General features: G+C 31.1%; 19 protein-coding genes. 17 read left to right on the forward strand and 2 right to left on the reverse strand.

Features of this window, described 5'->3' with window-relative positions:
• Nucleotides 1-144: 144 nt before the first annotated feature.
• On the reverse strand, nucleotides 145-2,361 hold the full coding sequence (locus EYR00_RS00220) for a GGDEF domain-containing protein (RefSeq protein ID WP_003535442.1): 2,217 nt from the start codon (nucleotides 2,359-2,361) through the stop codon (nucleotides 145-147).
• Between the two features lie 189 nt (nucleotides 2,362-2,550).
• Here EYR00_RS00220 and EYR00_RS00225 point away from each other — a divergent pair, with 189 nt between their 5' ends.
• The 7 genes from EYR00_RS00225 to EYR00_RS00255 all read left to right on the forward strand — a co-directional run bounded on the left by EYR00_RS00225 (nucleotide 2,551) and on the right by EYR00_RS00255 (nucleotide 9,946).
• Nucleotides 2,551-4,002 carry a GntR family transcriptional regulator gene (locus EYR00_RS00225; RefSeq protein ID WP_003535440.1) on the forward strand — a complete coding sequence of 484 codons (1,452 nt, stop codon included), beginning with the start codon at nucleotides 2,551-2,553 and terminating at the stop codon, nucleotides 4,000-4,002.
• A 91-nt stretch (nucleotides 4,003-4,093) separates the two neighbouring features.
• Nucleotides 4,094-5,104, forward strand: coding sequence for a uroporphyrinogen decarboxylase family protein (locus EYR00_RS00230; protein ID WP_226910356.1), 1,011 nt, complete (start codon nucleotides 4,094-4,096; stop codon nucleotides 5,102-5,104).
• On the forward strand, nucleotides 5,088-6,515 hold the full coding sequence (locus tag EYR00_RS00235; protein WP_227158406.1) for an ASKHA domain-containing protein: 1,428 nt from the start codon (nucleotides 5,088-5,090) through the stop codon (nucleotides 6,513-6,515). The genes EYR00_RS00230 and EYR00_RS00235 overlap by 17 nt, the downstream gene beginning before the upstream one ends.
• Nucleotides 6,512-7,153, forward strand: a complete 642-nt coding sequence (locus EYR00_RS00240) for a DUF1638 domain-containing protein (protein ID WP_003535433.1) — start codon at nucleotides 6,512-6,514, stop codon at nucleotides 7,151-7,153. The genes EYR00_RS00235 and EYR00_RS00240 overlap by 4 nt, the downstream gene beginning before the upstream one ends.
• A gap of 2 nt (nucleotides 7,154-7,155) precedes the next feature.
• Entirely contained in the window at nucleotides 7,156-7,788 is a 633-nt protein-coding gene (locus EYR00_RS00245; RefSeq protein ID WP_003535432.1) for a corrinoid protein, read from the forward strand.
• The gene (locus EYR00_RS00250) at nucleotides 7,782-8,879 is read left to right on the forward strand and encodes an SNF7 family protein (protein WP_003535431.1); all 1,098 of its coding nucleotides are present in this window, start codon (nucleotides 7,782-7,784) and stop codon (nucleotides 8,877-8,879) included. Before EYR00_RS00245 ends, EYR00_RS00250 begins: the two co-directional genes overlap by 7 nt.
• Before the next feature lie 89 nt (nucleotides 8,880-8,968).
• Nucleotides 8,969-9,946 (forward strand): D-cysteine desulfhydrase family protein, encoded by a 978-nt coding sequence (locus tag EYR00_RS00255; RefSeq protein WP_003535429.1) that lies wholly within the window; start codon nucleotides 8,969-8,971, stop codon nucleotides 9,944-9,946.
• 87 nt (nucleotides 9,947-10,033) lie between these two features.
• On the opposite strand, the gene EYR00_RS00260 is transcribed toward EYR00_RS00255, so the two are convergent.
• Nucleotides 10,034-10,624 (reverse strand): ECF transporter S component, encoded by a 591-nt coding sequence (locus EYR00_RS00260; protein ID WP_003535428.1) that lies wholly within the window; start codon nucleotides 10,622-10,624, stop codon nucleotides 10,034-10,036.
• Between the two features lie 166 nt (nucleotides 10,625-10,790).
• Here EYR00_RS00260 and EYR00_RS00265 point away from each other — a divergent pair, with 166 nt between their 5' ends.
• From EYR00_RS00265 to EYR00_RS00310, 10 genes are all read left to right on the forward strand, one after another.
• Complete coding sequence (locus EYR00_RS00265; protein WP_003535427.1) at nucleotides 10,791-13,397, forward strand: sensor domain-containing diguanylate cyclase; 2,607 nt, start codon at nucleotides 10,791-10,793, stop codon at nucleotides 13,395-13,397.
• A 42-nt stretch (nucleotides 13,398-13,439) separates the two neighbouring features.
• Entirely contained in the window at nucleotides 13,440-14,999 is a 1,560-nt protein-coding gene (locus tag EYR00_RS00270; protein ID WP_003535426.1) for an amidohydrolase, read from the forward strand.
• Entirely contained in the window at nucleotides 15,000-15,641 is a 642-nt protein-coding gene (locus EYR00_RS00275; protein WP_003535425.1) for a YggS family pyridoxal phosphate-dependent enzyme, read from the forward strand.
• Between the two features lie 208 nt (nucleotides 15,642-15,849).
• Nucleotides 15,850-16,599, forward strand: coding sequence for a sugar isomerase domain-containing protein (locus EYR00_RS00280; protein WP_003535424.1), 750 nt, complete (start codon nucleotides 15,850-15,852; stop codon nucleotides 16,597-16,599).
• A complete protein-coding gene (locus tag EYR00_RS00285) occupies nucleotides 16,599-17,342 on the forward strand; it encodes a sugar isomerase domain-containing protein (protein WP_040434117.1) in 744 nt (247 codons plus the stop codon). Before EYR00_RS00280 ends, EYR00_RS00285 begins: the two co-directional genes overlap by 1 nt.
• 49 nt (nucleotides 17,343-17,391) lie before the next feature.
• Nucleotides 17,392-19,491 (forward strand): BglG family transcription antiterminator, encoded by a 2,100-nt coding sequence (locus EYR00_RS00290; RefSeq protein WP_003535420.1) that lies wholly within the window; start codon nucleotides 17,392-17,394, stop codon nucleotides 19,489-19,491.
• Nucleotides 19,484-20,632, forward strand: coding sequence for a putative N-acetylmannosamine-6-phosphate 2-epimerase (locus EYR00_RS00295; RefSeq protein ID WP_003535418.1), 1,149 nt, complete (start codon nucleotides 19,484-19,486; stop codon nucleotides 20,630-20,632). Before EYR00_RS00290 ends, EYR00_RS00295 begins: the two co-directional genes overlap by 8 nt.
• A 3-nt stretch (nucleotides 20,633-20,635) precedes the next feature.
• The gene (locus EYR00_RS00300) at nucleotides 20,636-20,932 is read left to right on the forward strand and encodes a PTS sugar transporter subunit IIB (RefSeq protein WP_003535417.1); all 297 of its coding nucleotides are present in this window, start codon (nucleotides 20,636-20,638) and stop codon (nucleotides 20,930-20,932) included.
• Nucleotides 20,933-20,944: 12 nt separating this feature from the next.
• Nucleotides 20,945-22,231, forward strand: a complete 1,287-nt coding sequence (locus EYR00_RS00305) for a PTS ascorbate transporter subunit IIC (RefSeq protein WP_003535415.1) — start codon at nucleotides 20,945-20,947, stop codon at nucleotides 22,229-22,231.
• A gap of 199 nt (nucleotides 22,232-22,430) precedes the next feature.
• Nucleotides 22,431-22,973, forward strand: a complete 543-nt coding sequence (locus tag EYR00_RS00310) for a hypothetical protein (protein WP_003535413.1) — start codon at nucleotides 22,431-22,433, stop codon at nucleotides 22,971-22,973.
• Nucleotides 22,974-23,223 lie beyond the last annotated feature (250 nt).

A 23,223-nucleotide genomic window follows, 5' to 3' on the forward strand; every position in this document is an offset into this window, starting at 1 on the left:
TAATAAACTTATAGCAAGCTCTGCTTTCACTTATTATATATTTCTATATATGTTCTTTTGTTAGCCTTGCCATAATAAAACCCCTTCCAGCTGGTTGTGCCCAACTGAAGAGGGGACTTCATTATAGTTGTTTTTAAATAACTATTATTTGATTGTTTTTAACCATAAAATAAATTCATCAACAGGTAGTGGTTTTGAATAAATATAGCCTTGAACCATATTACAATGGACAGATTTTAGAAATTCTAACTGTTCTAAAGTTTCAATTCCTTCAGCTACAAGCGATATATTCAGTTTATCTGCTAGTTCAATGAAGTTGGCAATAATATCCTTACTTTTTTGACTACTTATATCATCAAAGAACTTTTTATCCATTTTTATGCCATCTACTTTAAAGTCTTTTAATAATCCTAAAGATGAGAATCCAGCACCAAAATCATCTAGAGAACATAGGAAACCATATTGATGAATTTGATGAATTGTATCTTTAATACTTTCAATTTGCTGATTATCAAAGAAAATGGATTCAGTAAGTTCTAATTCAATCAAATTATTTGGAATTCTATATTGTTCTTTAATTCTTGCAAATGCTTTTAAGAAATCATTATCTTTAAAATGAACTCGAGAGACATTGACTGAAATAACAAATGGTTTTTCACCACGAGCAATCATATCCTGTAAAAAGATACATACTTCTTCGAATATATATAGGTCGAGTTTAATAATATTATCATTTCTTTCGAAAAGTGGAATAAAATCAGATGGATATATAGTTCCTCGCTCAGGATGGAACCAGCGAACTAAAGCTTCAGCTCCACCGATTTTATTATTAGAAATAATAATTTTTGGTTGTAAAAACATATGAAAATCTTTGTTTTTTATTGAATTCTCAAATAAATCATTTAATTCCTGTTCTTTTTTCATGGTATCCAAAATTTCTTTATCATAGTAAGTACATCTTGATTTCTTACTATTAAGGCGGCAGGCCAAACGAGCATAATCTTGAATAATATTAATTTCTGAATTAGGATTTTCAATTAAACAAGCGCCTTGCAAAATAGTTAATTGTGATGCTTTGTTCTTTGCAAATGAATTAATTTCAGCAATTATCATATCAAGTCGTGTTTGAATAATTTGTTTATTAGATTCATTTAGACAAATAAAGAAATGATCATTTTCACTTCGAGCAACAAGTTCATTAGAGCTAATGTTATTGTAAATAACATTATAAATATGTTTTAAAACATCATTCCCTTTATTAAAGCCATAATTCTGATTGATCAACTTAAATTGTTTAATATCTAAAAAAATAACCGTATAATTAGATGGGGGCGCGGTATTTACTAATTTTTGCGCATCTAATTGAAAACCAGCATTATTCAATCCTGCAGTCAATGGATCAGTAAAGGCAATTTTCTCTAACCAGTTCTTGTGTTTTTTGTAAGATAGAAAAATTAAATATAAAAGAACTGAGAAAACACAAATGACACAAGCAACTAAAATAAAGTTATAGAAAATATATTGATTTGTACCACTTGAAATCAGTTCGCCAGGAACTAAGGTTAATAATGTCCAATCATTATGGTCAAGATAATGATAAGATATTATTAAAGAAGTATCATCACTAGCAGTAAACTCAAAAACACCAGATTTACCATTAATGATATTTTTACGCATTTTTTTAATATGATTTACAGCATCAGTATCTGTTCCATCTTTAAAGATATTATCTAACTGCATAAATGGTTTAAGATCAGTGGGGGAAATGACAACATTACCATTCTGATCAATAATGCAAGATAGACCTTGGCCATTAAAACTTTTAGGTTTAATTAAATTTTGGATATTTTCTTTATCACGAATACCAATAAGTACTTTTGATATTCCTTTCTCATCATAGATCGGTGTAGAAAAAAGAAGACTCTGACCATCAAGATAGATTAGGTTATTTTCACCTTTAAATGATGAACTTACTAGTGATAAATCAAATGTTTCAGATTGCTCGGGAATTGTATTGCCTTTATCATCAATAACAAACAAATCAGTAAATTCTAAACTTTTACATTTTTTTTGAAGAAAAGAAGAAATCTCTTGATTATCAGGCAAAATATTTATTGAATCAGATAATAGTCTTAACGAAGATTTTATAGCTTCGATTCGCATAGAAATATCATCTGCTAATTGTGAAGTAACATCGTTTACATAAGTATTGGTACTTGAGCCCAAAGTATTATTTAAATTAATTGTATTAAAAATCATCAAGACAATTATGACGATTAAAATTATATAAATATATATTAATTTACCAACAGGGTAGATAGAAGGTTTTTTATTAACTATATTTTTACCAATTTTTTTCATTATAAAAAACTCCCAACTATAAAATTATATCAATTTAATTTTATCATTACCGTAAAAATAAACAATTAAATAATTGGGTACATAAGCATATAGTAGAAAGATTTTTTTTGTGATAAAATTATATTTATATAAATAAATCTAAGTAATTTAATATTATGTGCCTATTTAACGATAAAGGAGTTGATCGTAGTGAAGCAAAAACAAACGTTATTTAATTATTTATACAACAATCTTCATGATTTGATTGTAAGTGGACGTCTTCCTTATGGCTCGAAGCTACCATCAATTTCTGAGTTGTGCGAATTTTACAATATTGGAATTCGAACGGTTAAAGATGTATTGCACGTATTAAAAGAAGAGGGCTATATTTCGACCCATGAACGTAAAGCGACAACCGTTGTGTATAACATTCATAGTAAATTCAAAGAAGATGGCCTTGAATATGTATTAGAGCATCGTCAGGAAATAATCGATGTGTATAAAACGATTGGTTTAATTATGCCGGTAATTTTTTCTTTTGCAGCACAGATATGGGATGAAGAAGACTTACAATTATGCTCTCAAAGATTAAAAGAATCAGAAGATAAGAGTGCAGAGGAACGTGAACGGATATGTACTCGAATATTTTTTGAACTGTTAGATAAATCACATAATCCTTTATTACGAGATATTTTCTCCAGCTTAGAAATATATGCAAGACCAGTATTCTTTGTTAATTATGAAAAATATATTAATTATTTTAATTTAGAATATACTTTTAAAAGTATTACATGGGTTGCAAGTTCGTTATTAACTAGGGATAAAAGTGAAATTGAATATCGTTTTGGTTTAATGTACGATACAGTTATCAATGTTATTGAAAAAACATTAACGGACCTAGCTCTTAAATATCCTGAAATAAAAGAAATGACACCCAACTATACCTGGTCTGCAGAATTAGGCAGAGATCATTGTTATACACAAATAGCTCGTGATTTAATTAATAAGATCTCATTAGGTATTTATCCAGTGGGAAGCTTTTTACCGCCAGAAGCAAAATTAGCTAAAATGTATAAAGTTAGCGTTTCTACAATTAGAAAAAGTCTACATATGTTGAATGAATTAGGTTTTGGTGAAACAATGAATGTTAAAGGTACTAGGGTAGTGATACAAGATGAGCAGACTGCAATTAAATGTATGCAAAATAAACAATACCGGCAAGATACTTTATTATATTTAAACGGTGTTCAGGCAATGGTAATTTTAATCAAAAAAGCTGCAACCTTAGCTTTTCCAAATATTACGCAAGAAAAGATCAAAAATCTTCAGGGTGAAATAGAAGATTCAAAGAATCTTATGTTGGAATGTTTGCTTAATTGTATAGTTGACAATTTACCACTGTTACCGTTTAAAACAATTATACAAGAAACTAATAAAATTATTTATTGGGGTTATTATTTTGCTTTTTACCCAAGTGAAAAGCAAAGTATTAATATAATTAACATTAAAAGTAAAAAGGCATTAGAATATCTTTGCTTAGGTGAAGCAGAATGTTTTGCTGACGAAATATCATCGAGTTATAATCATTCACTTAATGTTGTTCGTGATTATTTAATTGAATATGGTTTAGGAGAGGCTAAAAATATTATTTCACCGGAATAAAGTTATATTTATAGAAATATAACTTTTTTATTTCAGAAAATTGTATAGACAATAATATATTTATGATATGATATATATAGAGGTGAATATGATGGAAATAGAAAAATGGCTAAATGATGTATTAGAGAAGAAAAATAAACGAGCAATGCCAATAATTACCTTTCCAGCAGCAACAAAGTTAAACATCAGTGTCAAAAAATTAATTAATGATACCGATCAACAAGTTGCAGCTCTTAAGATAATTAAAGAGGAGTGTAATCCATTAGCAATTTTAGGTTTTATGGATTTATCGGTTGAAGCAGAATGTTTTGGTGCAGAAATAAAGGTTACTGATAACGAAGTACCGACAGTAGTTGGTCAATTAATTGAAGATGAAGATGATGCTCAGGCATTAAAGGTTCCTGCAGTGGGAAGCGGTCGAAGTCAATTATATATTGATGCAATCAAAAAAACTAAAGCAGAAATTAAAGATATCCCTATTTTGGGAGGTTGTATTGGTCCGTTTAGTTTGGCTGGTCGTTTAATGGATGTAAGTGAAGCAATGATCAATTGTTATGAAGAGCCAGAAATGGTACATATTGTATTAAAAAAGGCTACAAAATTTTTGATCGACTATATTTCAGCGTATAAAGAAGCTGGAGCTGATGGAATTTTAATGGCAGAACCACTAGCTGGGGTGCTATCGCCAGTTTTGGCGACTGAATTTTCTAGTACCTATGTAAAAAAGATAGTTACAGCAGTTCAAGATGAAAATTTTATGGTCGTATACCATAATTGTGGTAATAATACTTTAAAAATGATTGATGATTTTAAAGAAATTAAAGCACGAGCATATCATTTTGGTAATGCTATTAACATAAAAAAAATGCTAGAACTAATGCCAAAGGATTGTCTTGTTATGGGAAATATAGACCCAGTGGAAATAATTAGTAACGGAACCCCAGAAACAATCAAAGAAATTACACTAAATTTATTAAAAGAGTGTAAAGATTATCGTAATTTTATTATTTCGAGTGGTTGTGATATCCCTCCATTAGCCCCATGGAAAAATATTAAAGCTTTTATGGAAGTTTGTGAAAATTATTATGAAAACGATTCTTGAATATTTACAGGAACAAGATTGTAATTTTATCGCCCCTTGTAATGGTCAAAAAAAATGTGGAAAATGTAAAGTAAAAGCTACCAATCGAATCATCGAGGTTAATCATGATGATCTAAAACTGCTTACTAAAAAAGAGCTGGATCAAGGATATCGTTTAGCCTGCAGCCATTTATATCATCAGGGTGACCGATTTATTTTGCCACAAGCAGACGGAGTTATTGAGGATAGTATATATTTAAATGATACCGTAGTAATTACCGAACCTGTTGAGAAAGTTGGAATTATCATTGATATTGGAACAACAACAGTAGCAATGAAATGGCTCAATTTAAAAAGCGGAATGATTATTGAAAGTCAGTCTTTCTTTAATCCTCAAGGCAAATTTGGAAGTGATGTGATTGCTCGAATTGATTTTGATAATCGTGATAATGATCATAAATTAGGTGAACTAATAATTAAAGAAATATTTAGTCGAATCAATGTGTCTACAAAAATCAAAGAAATATTAGTTTGTGGTAATGCAACAATGATTAATTTGTTTTTAAAAGAAAAGGTAAAAACAATTGGAGTATCACCATTTGATGTACCAATCTTAACAATGACTGAATATCCTTTAAATTATTTTATAAAGAGTTCAGTAAAGATTGAAGTTATGACTATGAATCATATTTCTGCTTATGTGGGGAGTGATATTGTCATGGGAATTTATGCTACTAATATGGATAAAAACAAGGAAAATGTATTACTGATGGATTTGGGAACTAATGGTGAGATGGTGATAGGAAATAAGCATCGGCTATTAGCGACATCTTGTCCTGCTGGGCCTGCCTTTGAAGGGGTAAATATTGAATGTGGTGGTCCAAGTATTGCTGGCGCTGTTTGTGCGACTAAAGTCGAAAATAATAAGCTTGTCTATAAAACAATTGATAATCAAGATGCTAATAGTATCTGTGGTAGTGGTTTAATTTCTTTAATCGCTAATTTGCTACGTTTAGGAATTATTGATGATACAGGTAATTTTTTAAATAAGCAAAAAAAATACTATTTAAATGATGAAGTATATTTATCAATTAAAGATATAAAAGCTTTTATGTTAGCAAAAGCAGCAATTCAAGCGGGAAAAGAAGTATTATTGAAGGAATTGAATGATGAAGTAACAACTATTTATATTGCGGGTGGCTTCGGAAATTATTTGGAGAAAGCGGATCTTGTTACCTTGAATATTATTAGTTCAGAAGAAGCTAACAAAGTTCAATATATTAAAAATAGTGCTATCAGTGGTCTTTATAAACTAATATTGACACGAGATTTTCAGCGAGTTCAACATATTAGTAATCAAACAAAAGTTATCTATTTAGAAAAAGATCCTGATTTTAATGATTATTGGATAGATGCGATGGTGTTTTCATGATAAAAGTTATTGCTTGCAAAATATACGAATATTATATTTCACAACTAGACTTATCACTTGATAATTATGAATTTGTATATCTAGATATACAACAACATAATCAACCACATACTTTAGCAAAAAATATCCAAAAAGAAATTGATAAGAGCAGGGGGGATGAAAAAATAATTGTTTTATACGGACTTTGCGGTAATGCTTTAGTTGAAATACAAGCACGCAATATTCCTGTATATCTAGTTAGAGTGCATGATTGTTTAACTGTTTTATTGGGGAGCAAACAGCGATTTAAACAATTATTTTCAAATCGCTTGTCTTCTTCATGGAGCTGTTATAGTTTAAAAGTTAATGGCTGTAATGTTTATGAAGATGAACAATATTTAAAGTGGTGTCAGCGATACGATCAAGAAACAGCAGACTATTTGAAATCCCAATTACAAACGCAGGATAATGTATACCTAATTTATAATTATTGTGACGATGTTCCTTTTCTTAAAAATCAGGAACAAATTAAAATAGATTTAAAATTTTTAAAACAAATATTATTACAAACTAGCAATGAATTAGTAATTTTAGAAAAAAATCAAAAAGTTGTAATTAGTAGTGATATCGATCAAGTATTTGAGATAATGGAGGAGTAGAAATGATTGAAGAAATTAGTGAATTAATTCAAAAAGGACAAGCTAAAAAGGTTGTCAAATTGGTAAATGAAGCTTTAGAAGCTGGCTTTCCAGCAACGGATATTCTTAATCAGGGGTTGTTGAAAGGTATGGATGCCATTGGTGTAAAATTTAAAAATGAAGAAGTTTTTGTTCCCGAAGTATTAGTTGCAGCTCGGGCGATGAATAAGGGAATCGAGATTTTAAAGCCATATTTACAAGATACGGAACATCAAAGTAAGGGAACCGTTATTCTCGGTACTGTAAAAGGTGATCTTCACGATATTGGAAAAAATTTAGTTAAGATCATGTTGGAAGGAAAAGGTTTAGAAGTAGTTGATTTAGGTGTCGATGTAGATGCACAAAAATTTGTTGAAGAAGCAAAAATACATCAAGCACAAATTATCTGCTGTAGTGCTCTTCTAACAACGACAATGCCAGAAATGAAAAAAGTAGTTGATTTAGTTGCTCAAGAACATTTAAATGTTAAAGTTATGATTGGTGGAGCACCTGTTAATCAAGATTATTGTAATGAAATAGGCGCTGATTATTATACAGATGATGCCACTAGTGCAAGTGAAGTTGCTTATGCAATCGTGGGAGGTACGTTATGTTAACTAAAGCAAAAAAAGAACAGTTAGTTGAAGATTTTGAAAAATGGTGGGAGCATAAATTAGAACGGCCAATTATTCAAGTAACTTTATTTGATGAAGATTATCAACCTCAAAAACACCGATATAATCGAGGGGAATTATTAGAAATGCTATATGATTTAGATAAGCCGGTTAATGAGGTAGTTCAAGCATATCAAGAAACATTTTTTTCGAATATTTATTTGGGTGATGCTTTTCCTATCTTTTATATGCGCTCAACCGGAGTTTTAGGAGCCTATTTAGGTCAAACTTATCATATTGATGTAAAACAAGGGACAATTTGGTTTCAAGAAATGAAAGGATGTGAGTTAGAAGATATTCATCCTCGCCTAGAGGAAACATATCCCTTATATCAAAGATCATTAGAACTAATCAAAGCATTTAATCAGTTTTATGGAGATGATATTGCAATGGGAATTGCTAATCTTGGAGGAATGATGGATATCGTTGAATCAATGAGAGGGGCAAATAACTCACTAATTGATTTATATGATGATCCTGATGAAGTTCAACGTTTAAATGATGACATTTACAAAGCATTTGAACAAGCCTATGAAGAGATGATTGCTAGTATTGATTTAAATAATACTTTGGGTTATACCGGATGGATCAGTCTATTATCACAAAAACCATATTTTATTTCTCAATGCGATTTTTGTTGTATGATTGGTCCAGAGCAATTTGATGAGTTTGTTTTTGAAACCTTAAAGAAAGAGGCATCCTTGATTGAGCGTTCATTCTATCATTTAGATGGTCCTGGTGCAGTACGTCATCTTGATAAGATCATTGAATGTGGTTTTAAAGGAATTCAATGGATCAATGGTGCTGGAGCAAAACCATTAAATGATCCTTGCTGGAATGAAATTTATCAAAAAGTACATGATGCGGGCTTACTACTACAAGTTAATATAAGTGGCAAAGAAGAATTAGAATATATTGATTATATTGTTGATTATCTTGGAAGTCCTAAAGGTATTGCTTTTATTTGTACTGGCAGCAGTAAAGATAAAGAAGCCTTTGAAGCTTATTTAGAAAAATATCATATTCCTAATTAAGTACCATAATCGTGGTACTTTTTTTAAAAGCTTCACGTGAAACTATTCAATTATGATATAATAAAAAATAAGGATAAGGGGGATAAATTATGCAGTTACCAGAAAAAGTAGAACTGGCTTTTTTACCAACACCAATATATAAACTAGAGAAGTTATCTAAACAATTCCAAAAAAATATTTATATAAAAAGAGATGATTTAACTGGAATAGAAACATCGGGTAATAAAATTAGAAAGTTAGAATATTCATTGAGAGAAGCATTTGAACAAGGTTGTGATTTAGTCATTACTTGTGGGGGGATGCAGTCAAATCATGCTCGTGCAACAGCCTATGCCGCAGCTAAGTTATCAATGAAAAGCTGCTTATTACTTCGTGGCAATGGAAGTAGTGAGCCAGTCGAAGGAAACTATTTTTTAGACCGCTTAGTTGGTGCAGATATTGTTATCAAAGAACCTGAAATTTTTAATCGTGATAAGGATAAGATCATGCTGAAATTAAAAACTGCCTATGAAGCTAAAGGATATAAACCATATATTATTCCAATGGGAGCAAGTAATGGAATTGGTACTTTAGGTTATGTTGAAGCTTTTACAGAAATCTTAAAACAAGAAGAAGCTATGAAAGTAGAATTTGATACAATTATTGATGCTGTTGGCAGTGGGGGGACTTATGCAGGTTTATATATTGGAAATGAGCTTAATCGTACTAAAAAACAAATTATTGGATTTAATATTTGCGATGATAAGGAATACTTTATTAAGGAGATAACAAAAATTATTAAAGAGGCGCAAGTATATTTTGATCAGGAAATAAAAACAGAGCGGATCAAGATAATTGATGGTTATGTTGGTCAGGGATATGCTTTAAGTCGAAGTGAAGAACTTGATGCTATTGCATCTTTAGCTAAATTAGAAGCAGTAGTATTAGATCCTGTATATACTGGTAAGGCATACTATGGTTTGATCAATGAATTAGAAAAAGGAACGTTTGTTGATAGTGAAAATATTTTATTTATGCATACTGGTGGAATCTTTGGGCTATTCCCGAAACAAAGTCAATTTAAATAAAAAAAGGTAGTATTATGAAATGGACACTGTTATTTGGACAACCAAATAATGGAGGTTCTTTTTATAATATTACCTTTTAATAAAAGCTTATTTATGAGGTGCTAATTTTACCAGGATACCACTGCCAGCTAATCGAGGTCGGATGACTAAATAGATAGTAGAAGCTAAGGCGACAGTAATAACAGCATTAACTGAAGTTGTAATAGCGTTCCAGCTTGCTAAGGTGGCAGCAGCCTTTTCTGGAGCACCTAAAATCATCGAATTATAAAAATAGCCAAAGATTGGCTCTCCAACCACATTAAAAAACATTCCAGCCATACAAGAAATGACAACATAAATTATTAAATGAGAATCATTATCATGTTTTTCAATTTTGAAAATTTTATGTGCAACTAATCCAGTAACGATTCCAATCATTAATTTAAGGATAATTGTTTTAGGTGCATAGGTAACATAAACAGGATCAAGTAGATCACCAATTCCCATTCCAATCGCTCCTGCAATTCCTCCAGGAAGTCCCCCTAGCAATAATGCAGCTAAGACACAAAAGGTATTTCCTAAATGAAATGATGTAGTTCCCCCTGGCGTTGGTATTTTGATTTGTAGAAAAGTAAAAGAGACATAGGCTAATGCAGCCATCAAACCAATTGTCGCTATTTTAAGTGTTTTATTATTCATAAAAATCCCCCTATTTATTAAATCTATAAGTATCTTAACATTACACTGGATATTAAAAAAGATACAGTTTTTAATAAATTTATAAGGACAGTAAGAAAATTTGCAAGTTTTAGGATTGTACAATTATTAATGGTTAAGTTACAATATAATTATAGTAGTCTAGGAGGTGTCAGGATTGAAATTCAAAAATATCGAAGAGTTAATGGATAAACTAAATAATGAATATAAAGTCCTTCTAGATGTTATTGATAATGTTATTCTCGTAATTGATAATGAAATGAAGATACTTTTTGTGAACCGGAAAGGTCGTAAGCTGATAGGTGAAAATGTATTAATGCAGCCTTGTAAAGCTCTTAAAATGGATAATTGTAGTACGGAAAAGTGCTGTATTATGCGTTACCTTCACGGTTTACAACCATTAGATAATCTTCATAAAGATGGAAGTGTAGAAAAAGTAACAGTTTCAAGATTTTATGATAACCAAAACAATCCGCAAGGTTTTATTATCGTAGCTACCGATATAACCGAATTATCAAATATGAAAAAGGAGCTTCTAATAGGTGAAGAAATTTATAAGCTTGCTTTAAAACAAGCAAATACAACATTGTGGCAATATGATGTGTTAAATCATACAATTGAGCAGCTATTTTGTCCTGATGAAGTTGCATTAGGAATTTTAGATATTAATAAAACTTATTATAATATCCCAGAAAGTTTGGTTGAAGCAAAGATCATCAGTCAAGAGGATGGTTTACGAGTAAGAAAATTATGCCAAGAGATTGAAAAAGGCAGGCCTGAAACTTCAATTGAATTAAAGATGAAGCGTGGAGATGGAGAAGAACGCTGGATCAGTCTAAAATGTTCAACAATCTTTGATGAGCAGGGACGTGCAGTTAAATCAATTGGAATCGGTAAAGATATTACGGATTTTGTTGAACTAAAGAGCAAGTATGAAATTGAACGAGAATATCGTGAGGCTTTAGGTAAAGATGCACTGAGTTATATTGAAGTTAATTTAACGATGAATGAAGTTATTGATCGGAAAATAGCAAAAAATAATTTTATTGATTTTTATGATGGTAAAAACTATGAAAAATCAATTTTAAAACTAAGTGAAAATTCAATTCCTAGTGAGTATGGCAAAGTGCTTCGTGAATTAAATCGGCAAAATTTATTAAATAATTATCGTGATGGAAAACGTAAATTAGATTTAGAATATCAATTCTATAATAAGTTTAAAGATAATTATAATTTTATTCAAATTACACTATATTTGATTGAATTTAATAAAGATATTTATGCTTGTGGTTATATCAAGGATATTAATGAAAATAAAGTACATGATCTTGTACTAAAGAAGAAAATTGAATTAGATCCACTAACAGGGCTATATAATCGAGAAGCTATTGAAATTAAAACAAATGAAATTATTCAAAATTTTCCTGAAAATAATCATGCGATTATGATCTTAGACATTGATAATTTTAAGCAGGTTAATGATAATTTCGGTCATTTATACGGTGATGCATTTTTGTGTGAAATATCTCGAAAAATAAAATCTAAATTTCGAAATGATGACTTAGTTGCTCGTCTTGGTGGTGATGAGTATTTAGTTTTAATGAAGAATATTTCAAACAGTGAACTAGCTATTGATAAGGCTAATGATCTATGTAAACTGATTGAAGGTGCTTATGGAACTGGAGGAACAAAAGTTAAAGTAACGGTATCTGTAGGGGTAGTTTTATACCCTAATCATGGAAAAACATTTGATGAGTTATATCACCATGGTGATCAGGCTTTATACAAAATTAAAAAGAATAATAAAAATGGTGTTTGTTTGTATGATGAGAGTTTAGAGATTAGTGATGGTCAATTGGATAAAGTGAATAATATTGTTGATCGGGCTACCAAAAAGTTTTCTGATAATGTTGGTGAGTATATTTTTAGAATTTTATATAAATGTCAAGATTTAAATGAAACAATTACAGCAGTCCTAGAATTATTGGGAATGCATTATTATATGAGCCAAAATTTAATTATTGTACGAGATTTGGATATTGGGAAATACAAAGTAAATAATTATTGGAGTTCAAAGAATGAAGATTTAACAAAAGTTATTGATGTTACTTATCATGATTATTGGCCTGAGTATGTACGGCAATTTGATGATGAGGGGATTCTTTGGGTCAATGATATCAAGGCTTCAGATGTTTCTCCAGCAATTAAAACACTTTATGCTAATAGTAAGACCCGTATGGTAATTAGTGGTCTTATTAAAAATGGCGATGATATTATTGGTATCATAAGCATGGAACATGAAAAACCCTACGCTTATAAAGCGGAAGAAAAAGAAATGTTATTAACTTCGATTGCTATCATTAGTACTTTTCTTGTTAAAAAATATCAGGAAAAAGAAAAGAATCAGTATTTAAATGCAATTCAAATGATTTTAGATTTCCAAGAAAATGGGATTTACGTTATTGATCCCAACACTTATAAACTTGTGTATTATAATCATAAAATCAAACATATTTTTAATCAGGTAAAAGTTGGTGATTATTGCTATAAGTCTTTTAGAGGCTATGATGAACCATGCGCTGACTGCCCAATTAAAGATATGAAGGATAGCGATTTATCGTATACTAAATTGATTTATAATTGTAACATTAGTGCTCAGTTGGAGACAACGGTAAAACGTGTTCGGTGGATCAATGGTCAAGATGTTGCTGCAGTTACTAGTATCGATATAACAAAATATTATAATGAAAAGTAGGATCAAAGTATCCTACTTTCTAAATAAAGGGGGATTTTTTTTATGAGAATTTATTTCCGGGGAAATTTATACGGTTGTAATCAGGCAACTGCTTTTGTAGAAGATAAGGGAAAAATTATCTTTATCGGAAGTGATAAGGAAGCATTAAAATATTCTGGTGAACAAATTGATTTAAATAATAAATATGTATATCCAGGTTTTAATGATTCGCATATGCATTTAGTTAATTATGGTCAAAGTTTAAAAAATGTTCTATTAGAAAAGCATACTAATTCGCTTAAAGCACTTTTAGAAGAATTAAAGAAACATTTAGTAAAGGGGCAGTGGCTGATTGGGCGGGGCTGGAATCATGATTATTTTACAGATGAACAGCGTTTTCCTACCCGAAAAGATCTTGATATGATTAGTGAAGAGGAACCGATTGTAATTACGCGGACTTGTGGACATATCTTAGTTGCTAATAGCAAAGCAATTGAATTAGCAAATATTACCAGTGAAGCAGTCGAGGGCGGCTATTTTGATTTAGATGCAGGATTATTTCAAGAAAATGCACTTTATTTGATCTATGATACAATCCCTCAGCCAACTATTGAAGAAATAAAAGATAATATTTTAATCGCTCAAAAAGAGTTACATAGTTATGGAATAACATCTGTTCAAAGTGACGATCTCTTGAGTGCCACTAGTGATTATCATGATGCTCTACAGGCTTTTGAACAATTAAGAGCAGAAAATAAACTAACGATAAGAGTTTACGAACAAGCACAGTTGCCGACGTTAAAAGCCTTAAAAGAGTTTATTAATTTAGGTTATTGTACCGGTAGTGGTGATGAGTTTTTTAAAATAGGCCCATTAAAAATGCTTGGGGATGGATCATTAGGAGCACGAACTGCTTTTTTAAGTAAGCCTTATTATGATGCACCTAAGACACGAGGAATTCCTGTTTTTAGTCGTGAAGAAATCAAAATGATGTTTGACTACGCTAATCGTCATGAGATGCAGATTGCTATTCACGCAATTGGTGATGGAATCTTAGATTGGATTTTTGAAGGATACGAAAATGCGTTAAAAAACTATTCTCGTGAAGATCCACGACATGGTATTGTGCATTGTCAGATCACTCGAGAAGATCAGTTGCTTAAATATCAGCAGTTACATTTACATGCTTATATTCAAAGTGTCTTTTTAGATTATGATAATCATATTATTAATCAAAGGGTTTCTCCCCAACTAGCACAAACATCATATAATTTTAAAACACTTCGTAATATAACGACTATTTCTAATGGGTCAGACTGTCCAGTTGAAGCCCCAGATGTTTTAAAAGGGATTCAATTAGCGGTTACAAGAACATCTATCGATGGGACTGGACCATATCTAAAAGAGCAGGCATTAACTAGAGAAGAAGCGATCGAGTCGTTTACGATCGGTGGTGCATATGCTTCATTTGAAGAAGAGGTCAAAGGAACTTTGGAGGTAGGAAAGTATTGCGATTTTGTTGTGCTTAGTGATAATATATTAGACGTAGATGTTCAGCATATTAAAGACATTAAAGTATTGGCTACTTATGTAGGTGGGCAATTAGTCTATGGAGGTCAGTAAATGAGAGTAAATGAACAGGCAGTAAAAAATATTTTAAAATCGGTTGGTAATGCTAAATTGGTCGCAGCAACAAAATATGTTGGAATTGAAGAGATTAATGAATTAGAAAAACTAGGAGTAAAGTATTTTGGCGAAAATCGAGTCCAAGCTTTTTTAGAAAAATATGAAAAGTATCATGGGGCACAAGAATTTCATATGATAGGAACGCTACAACCAAATAAAGTTAAGTATATAATTGATAAAGTTAGCTTGATTCATTCAATTGATAGTTATTCATTAATTAAAGAAGTAGAAAAACAAGCTAAGAAGCATGATTTAAAAATGCCAATATTAATCCAAGTCAATGTAGCAAAAGAGGAAAGTAAGCATGGTTTTGCAGTAGAAGAAATTGAAGATGTATTTGATTATTTAAAAGAATGTCCCCATTTAATTGTAAAAGGGCTAATGATGATGGCACCACATATTGATTCTAATGATACAGCAGTATATTTTAAACAAACAAAGGAGTTATTTGATCAATTAAATTGTAAATATTCAGAGTTTGAAATGACAGAATTATCAATGGGGATGTCTAATGATTATCACGAAGCGTTAAAGTATGGAGCAACGATGATAAGGGTAGGAAGTGCCTTGTTTGAATAAAGTAAAGTTTATAGAGTCGCGGAGTTTATTAATTTAAAACTCCTTTTTTCATTATAAAATATAATGTATTTTAAGAGATTTGGATATTATTTCAAATTTCTTTTTTTATTGAACTTGTAAAATGCTTCTCAAGAAATTGAAAGAATTTGCAAATATTTGCTCTTTTGAATTTAGGTATAATGAAATTGTAAAGGAAGGAGGCTTTTAAATGGAAGCTTGGGAAAATTATTTTGAAGTTATGGAAAAAGTTGTTGCACAAGTAAAAAATACGCAAAAAGATAATATCAAAAAAGCTGCAAAAATACTTGCTGATACAACTGAAAAAGGAGGTCTTATTTATGGGTTTGGGACGGGTCATTCTCATTTAGTAGTCGATGATGCATTTTGGCGAGCTGCTACCCCGGCTAATTATTGTGCTTTGCTGGAACAAAGTGCAACAGGCAGTTTTGAAATTACAAAAAGTTATTACATTGAAAATATGTATGAAATTGGAAAAATGATAGTTGATTATCATCGAATCACCCCTAATGACTGCATGATTATTATTTCTAATTCTGGCAATAATATTGCACCAGTAGATGCTGCTATAAGGGCAAAAGAAAAGGGAATTCCTATTATTGCGATTACTGCAGTGGAATATAGCCAATTCTTAAAGACAAAACATAAGGCAGGAGTAAAGCTTAAAGATGTTGCTGATGTAGTGTTAGATAATTGTTCATTAATAGGTGATGCGGCAATTGAGATAGAAAATTTTCCTATGAAAGTGGGGGCAACTAGTACAATACCAAATGTCTTTTTACAAAATGCAATATTATGTGAAATGGTTGATATTTTAGTTAAAAAGGGAATTCACCCGGATGTTTATTACAATGGTCATATGGCTTTTATGAATGAAGATTGTGCTGATCATAATGATAAATTAGTGGATAAATATTTTTATCGGATAAGGAATTTATGATGAAAGCAAGATCAAGATACTATCAGCATATTCATGATATTTTAAATAATATTGTAGATTCACAAGAAGCAGCTATTCAAAAAGCTGCCTTAGAAATGACCCAATGTATTGAAAAGGGACATACGATTTATGCTTTTGGAGCTTCTCATGCGGGAATTCTTACCCAAGAACTGTTTTATCGGGCTGGTGGATTGGCTTTAATTAATCCAATTATGGCAAAGGAAGTTCAATTAGATGTAAGACCAATAACTCTAACCACGCAAATGGAGAGACTACCTGGTTATGGGACATTGATTTTAGAGCATACGCCAATACAAAAAGAAGATGTTCTAATTATTCATTCAGTTTCTGGTCGAAATACAATTGCAATTGATATGGCATTACGGGCTAAGGCAATGGGTGTGATCGTGATTGCTGTTACAAATATAGAATATAGTCAAGCTGTAGTTTCGCGACATGAAACAGGAAAGAAATTGTTAGATATTGCAGATATTGTTATTGATAATTGTGGAGATTTTGAGGATTCCAGTATTACTATTGATGGTCTAGACCAAAAGGTTGCCCCAACCTCTACAATAGCCGGAGCTTTTATTTTAAATAGTGTGATTATTCAAGTAGTAGAAAATCTAGTTAATGACGGCTTCGAACCACCGATTTTTCATAGTGCTAATATTGATGGAGGTGACGAATATAATCAAAATATCTTAAATCAATATAAAAATCGCATTCATTATATGAAGTGAGTAGAGAGGAGGCGTATGATTCTCTTATTGAATCATATGAGGATATCTTATGAATACTAGAAGTGTGGAAATATTGAAGAAGCTGTGCGGCGGAAAAAACTATCAAGTAGAAGATTTAGCACATGATTTTGAGATCTCTATTCGAATGATTAGATATGTTATTGATGATATTAATGATTTTTTAGAAACAATAAATATTAAAAAAAATATAATGATAAGAAATGGAAAGATTCAGTTTAATATTACTCATCAAGAAAAAGAGATACTGATGAAAGAAATTTCGAATTTGGATAATTATGTATATGCGATAAGTCCGTTTGAAAGAAAGTGCTATATTTTAGTTTCAATGTGGTGTTGCAGTGAACCACTCACAAGTCAGTATTTTGCTGATGAAATGAATGTTAGTAAAAGTAGTATTGATAAAGATATTCTTTCGATAAGACAAGAATATGAGGGATATGATTTTTCTATTAATGTAAAAACAGGAAAAGGCAGTTATATAGAGGGTGACGAAAGAGACATACGCTCATGTTTCTTTAGAGTTATTGAAAAGAATATTGATTTTAATAAATTTATGCACTTTCAATATACACCAATAACTTTTATTGAAAAGAATATTTATCGAATGGTCTTCGATAAATACTGGAAAATCATTATTAAAGTTATGAATGATTTTGAAAGTCATAGTGAAAAGAAATTAACCTATTTATCATATAAAGATATTTGTATCCATTTAGCTGTTTCTTTGACAAGAATAGAATTAGGGTATGATATCATCCTACATCAAGATTATTTGATTGAGATTTCAAAAACAGAAGGATATCATGATGCTCAATTTATTTGTTCACAAATAATGCAGGCATTAAATATTAAGATGTCACAATCAGAAGTTGCTATTATTACGATCTTATTAAATAGTGCTAGATATACGACTTTAAAGCGATATGTTATCTATGATTGGGCTAATATACAAATGATAGCAACTACTTTAGCCTTTAAAGTAGGAGAAAAACTTAATGTAAATTTTAGTCGAGATGAGGAATTGATCAATTCTTTAACCCTCCATTTAGGTCCTACAGTATTTAAACTGCAAAATCAAGTACCGGTTGTTAATCCGAGTTTGACAGTTATTAAGAAAAATTATCATGAAGTTTTTATAGCATTATTAGAAACAATTGATGAATTATGCTATAAGGAATTAAAAGGAATTAAAGAGGATGATATAGCTTTTTTAACGCTTCATTTTTGTGCCGCTTTAGAGAGAAAAAATCGTTTTAAAGATGTGTATAATGTTGTAATTGTTTGTGTTCATGGTTTTGGGACGGCTTCTTTAATGAAGGAGATGATCTGCTCGAGATTTAAAAATATTATTGTGAAGAAAACAGTAACTGAAGAACGGATTTTAAATATAGATCTCAGTAATATCGATTTTATTATTTCAAGTATTGATCTACAAATAATGCAGTGTTTGGTTGTTAAAGTCAATGTAATTTTAAAAGAGAGTGATTATCGATTGATTGAAAATGCTATGGAAAAAATTGTTCATCAAAATATTCAAGAAAGTGATACTTTTATGGATGGAATTTTAAGTATTGTTAAGAGAAACTGCGAGATTGTAAACTATCAGCAGCTTTTCGATGATTTCAGTGAATATTTTAAAGATTTAGGAATTGATGCAGGAATCAAACTGCAGCCATTATTAAATGAATATTTAACTGCTGATAAAGTTCTACTATGTGATACGGTCGATCATTGGGAGACTGCAGTCTGCTGTGCCGGACAAATGCTAGTTAAGAGTCAAGATATTGCAGAATGTTATATTAAATCAATGATAGATACGGTGAAAAAATCAGGGTCATATATGGTTATTGATGAAGGAATAGCCCTTATTCATGGAGAAATTGATTATGGGGTTAATCAAACATCAATGAGTCTGTTAATTATTAAAAATGGTGTCAAATTTAATCATGATAAATATGATCCAGTGCATATTATTTTATGTTTAGCGGCTAAAGATAATTATACGCACATGAAAGCATTAAATAATTTTATCAAATTTTTAGAGAATATAAGAAATAATGGGATAGAACGTTATTTTGAACTAGACTATGTTTTAGACCAGATTAATGAGGTAAGTAAATATGATTAAATATATAAAAGAGAATTGTGTGGATTTTTATAAAGAGTGCCATGATTGGAAAGAAGCAATTGTCTATGCTGGTTATCTATTAGAGAAAAATGGCTATATTGATCACCAGTATATAAATGATATGGTGAATATTATTGAAAAAAATGGCCCCTATATTGTAGTCATGCCAGGGGTTGCCTTGGCTCACGCAAGACCAAATGGTCATGTGTATCAAAATAGTATTAGCTTAGTAACTTTTAAAAATGGAGTGAAGTTTGGACACTCTGTTAATGATCCAGTTCGAGTATTGTTAGCGCTTGCAGCTAAAAGTGATGAGGAGCATTTAAAGCTGTTTCAAGAAGTGGCACTATGTCTAATGGATAGAAAATATTTACATAAAATATTTAATGCCCGTTCTTATCAAGATATTTTAAAGGATAATAAAAATATTGATGCTATTAAAGGGGGACTGATAGTTTCTTGTTATGCTGATTCAGCAATAAATCCCTATATGGACAATTCTATTGCAATTCAATGCCTGGCTCAAAGTTGTGTTGCTGGAGGAGCTAAGGCGATAAGAACAAATTTAGAACATGTAAAGGCAATTGCAGAAGTTGTAGATGTTCCGCTTATTGGTATTAAAAAAATCTATAAAGGAGATGATCCGCTTCATTCTAGTTTTAGAATTACACCAACAATGGATGAAGTCGATCAGCTAGTTGCAGCTGGCGTTGATGGTATAGCCATAGATGGCACTCAAAGAGAACGTTATGATGATTTATCATTAGAAGAATTTGTTAATAAAATAAAAAATAAATATCCAGAGTTATTTGTTATTGCAGATATTTCTACAGTGGAAGAGGGAATCAGAGCATCTAAAGCGGGAGTTGATGCAGTAGGTACTACTTTATCAGGATACACGCCATATTCTAAAAATCCAATTATATTTGGAACAGTGCCATCACCAGATCCAGATTATGAAATTATTAAAGAGCTAAAAACAGCCGGAGTATCAAGAGTCATTGCCGAAGGAAGAATTAATGACGGTAGTAAGATGAAGAAATGTATAGAGGCAGGAGCTTTTGCAGTTGTTATCGGAACATCCATAAGTGAGCCAGCTAAAATAGTAAAAACAATATTACATGATGCAAAAGAGGGATGAAAAATGAAAAGTTTTAAAGTTATCACGGTATGTGGTGCCGGAGTCGGAACAAGCACTTTGTTAAGAATGAATATTGATAAAACTTTTAAAAAATTTGCTTTACCATTAGAGGTAACAGTTGAGAATAAAGGATTATCAATGTCTAAAGGACTAATGTGCGATGCAGTATTTACTTTTGAATCGTTTGCTGATGAATTACGTTCTTGTTATGAGGATGTTATTGTAATCAATAATCTAATGGATATGAATGAATTAGAGGAAAAAATAAAAAAATTATTAGAAAAAAAGAATTTATTGTAGAGGAGGGAGATTATGTCAGTATTTAAAGTTATTGTAGATATTTTTCAAAATTATGTGTTTAATCAGCCGTTTATTTTCTTAAGTATTGTTGCGATGATTGGTCTTATTTTACAAAAAAAATCAATAGATAAAATTATTTCTGGATCAGTCAAAACGGGAATCGGTTATTTAATTCTAAGTGTAGGAACAAGCACAATCGCAGGCGTAGTTACGCCGATAGCTACGCTGCTGGAAAAAATTATGGGGATTGAAACAGTTGCAACTGGAATGGGAACAAATGCATTTACTGAACAGTGGGCATCGACGATTGCAATTATTATGGTTATTGGTTTTTTTATAAATCTAATTTTAGCTAGATTTACACCATTTAAGTACGTGTTTTTAACAGCACATCAAACATATTATTTGATCTTTGTTTATTTAGCTGTAGCTGTAGAAGTGTTTGCTAATCCAAATAATACGTTAGTCATTATTATTGGTGGTCTACTAACAGGAATCTACTGTACTTTAGCTCCAGCATTGGCCCAGCCTTTCTTGAGAAAGGTTACCGGCAGTGATGATTTTGCCTATGGTCACACCACAACATTCGGAGTTATTACGGGTTCATTAGTTGGAAATTTATTTAAAAAACATAAAAATGAATCGTCTGAAAACATTAATATTAATCCTAAATTAAACTTTTTAAAAGACATTACAGTTTCTACCGCTTTAGTTATGACAATCCTATATATCGTGGCAGTATGCTTGGCTGGTTTTGATTATGTCGAAGCGAATTTAAGTAATGGACAGCCCGCAATTTTATATGCGATTGTTTCTGGCGTTCAATTTGGAGTGGGGATTACAATTGTATTGAATGGTGTTTCAATGATGGTTTCAGAGATCACAGAAGCGTTTAAAGGTATTTCTGAAAAAATTGTACCTAATGCAGTACCAGCATTAGACTGTCCTGTCGTTTTTAACTTTGCTCCAACTGCAGTTATGCTAGGTTTTTTAAGTTGTTTAGGTACAGTTATATTGTGTACGATTATCTTTGGTGCAATTGGCTGGTATGCTCTGACACCACCGGTTATTACTACCTTTTTTGGAGGTGGACCAGCAGGTGTTTTTGGAAACTCTACAGGAGGCTGGCGTGGGGCTATTTTAGCTGGAGTCGTTGCTGGACTGTTATTGTCATTTGGACAAGCGTTAACGGTAGGCGTTTTATCAACAACAGTAGCGGACTTTGCTAGATGGTCAAATGATTTTGATTATTCTGTATTTCCAGCGTTTTTCAAATGGATACTACAGTTGTTTGCTTAAAATTATAAGGGATAAAATTATCCCTTTTTAAGTTTATTAAGATTGTCAAGAAAAGAAAAAGAAACTGACTGTCTTTTATATTTGTGTATTTAGCTCCTTAAAATTAACTTAATTAAAAAACTTTGACTATCTAAATAATTGCAATTCTGATGAAAATAGGATATTTTAAAGAAAGGGATAATTTAAGGGGATAAAGAAAATGATAACAGTTGCTAATAGTGCCGAGTATTTTATTAACGAATTTACTCAAGAAATATATGATCAAGTGTTAGATCATGTTGATTTTAAAAGCCTGGAGTGTAGTTGTGGGGCCAAAGGGAGTTTTGTTAAGATTGGATGTTATCCAAGATTTTATAAAACTGCAACTAATAAAATTTGTATTCGAATCCAGCGTGTGATGTGTAAACACTGTGGAAAAACACATGCAGTTTTTGTTGAGTGCATGGTACCTTCATCAATGCTTTTGCTGACTACACAAATTGAGATGCTAAGATCTTACTATAATCACCGGTTAGAAGAATTTTTAAGTAGTTATCCAACTATTGATCGTCCAAATGCTATTTATGTTATTAAAAATTATGAACGGAAGTGGGTAAATTATCTAAAAAAATCTGGATTTACCCTAAAAAGTAAAGAAAGAGAGATTCAGAGATATTTCTTTGAAAAATATCAAGTACAATTTTTACAGATGAAATGTTTCTCAAATTCATCCTCGTCACGCCTACTGAACCATTTGGTTTAGCTAATTTGCTATATACACATAAGTTTTATGTTCGAAATTGGAAAAATTTGTTATACTAGCACTCGGGATAAGTTAGGGGGGAGTGTATAAATGAGTTCTTTGAACATGAAATTAATATTAAATCACAAGTTCTTGGCAAATTATGAAACAGGCTCGGATATGATGTTTTAGTGCGCTTAAAAATAGGTTTTTAGACATGGGATAAAGGAAAAAAGTGAGGAGAAGTGTATTAGGCACAGAGTTATTTAAA

The sequence above is a fragment of the Thomasclavelia ramosa DSM 1402 genome, assembly GCF_014131695.1.
GTDB classification, from domain to species: domain Bacteria; phylum Bacillota_I; class Bacilli_A; order Erysipelotrichales; family Coprobacillaceae; genus Thomasclavelia; species Thomasclavelia ramosa.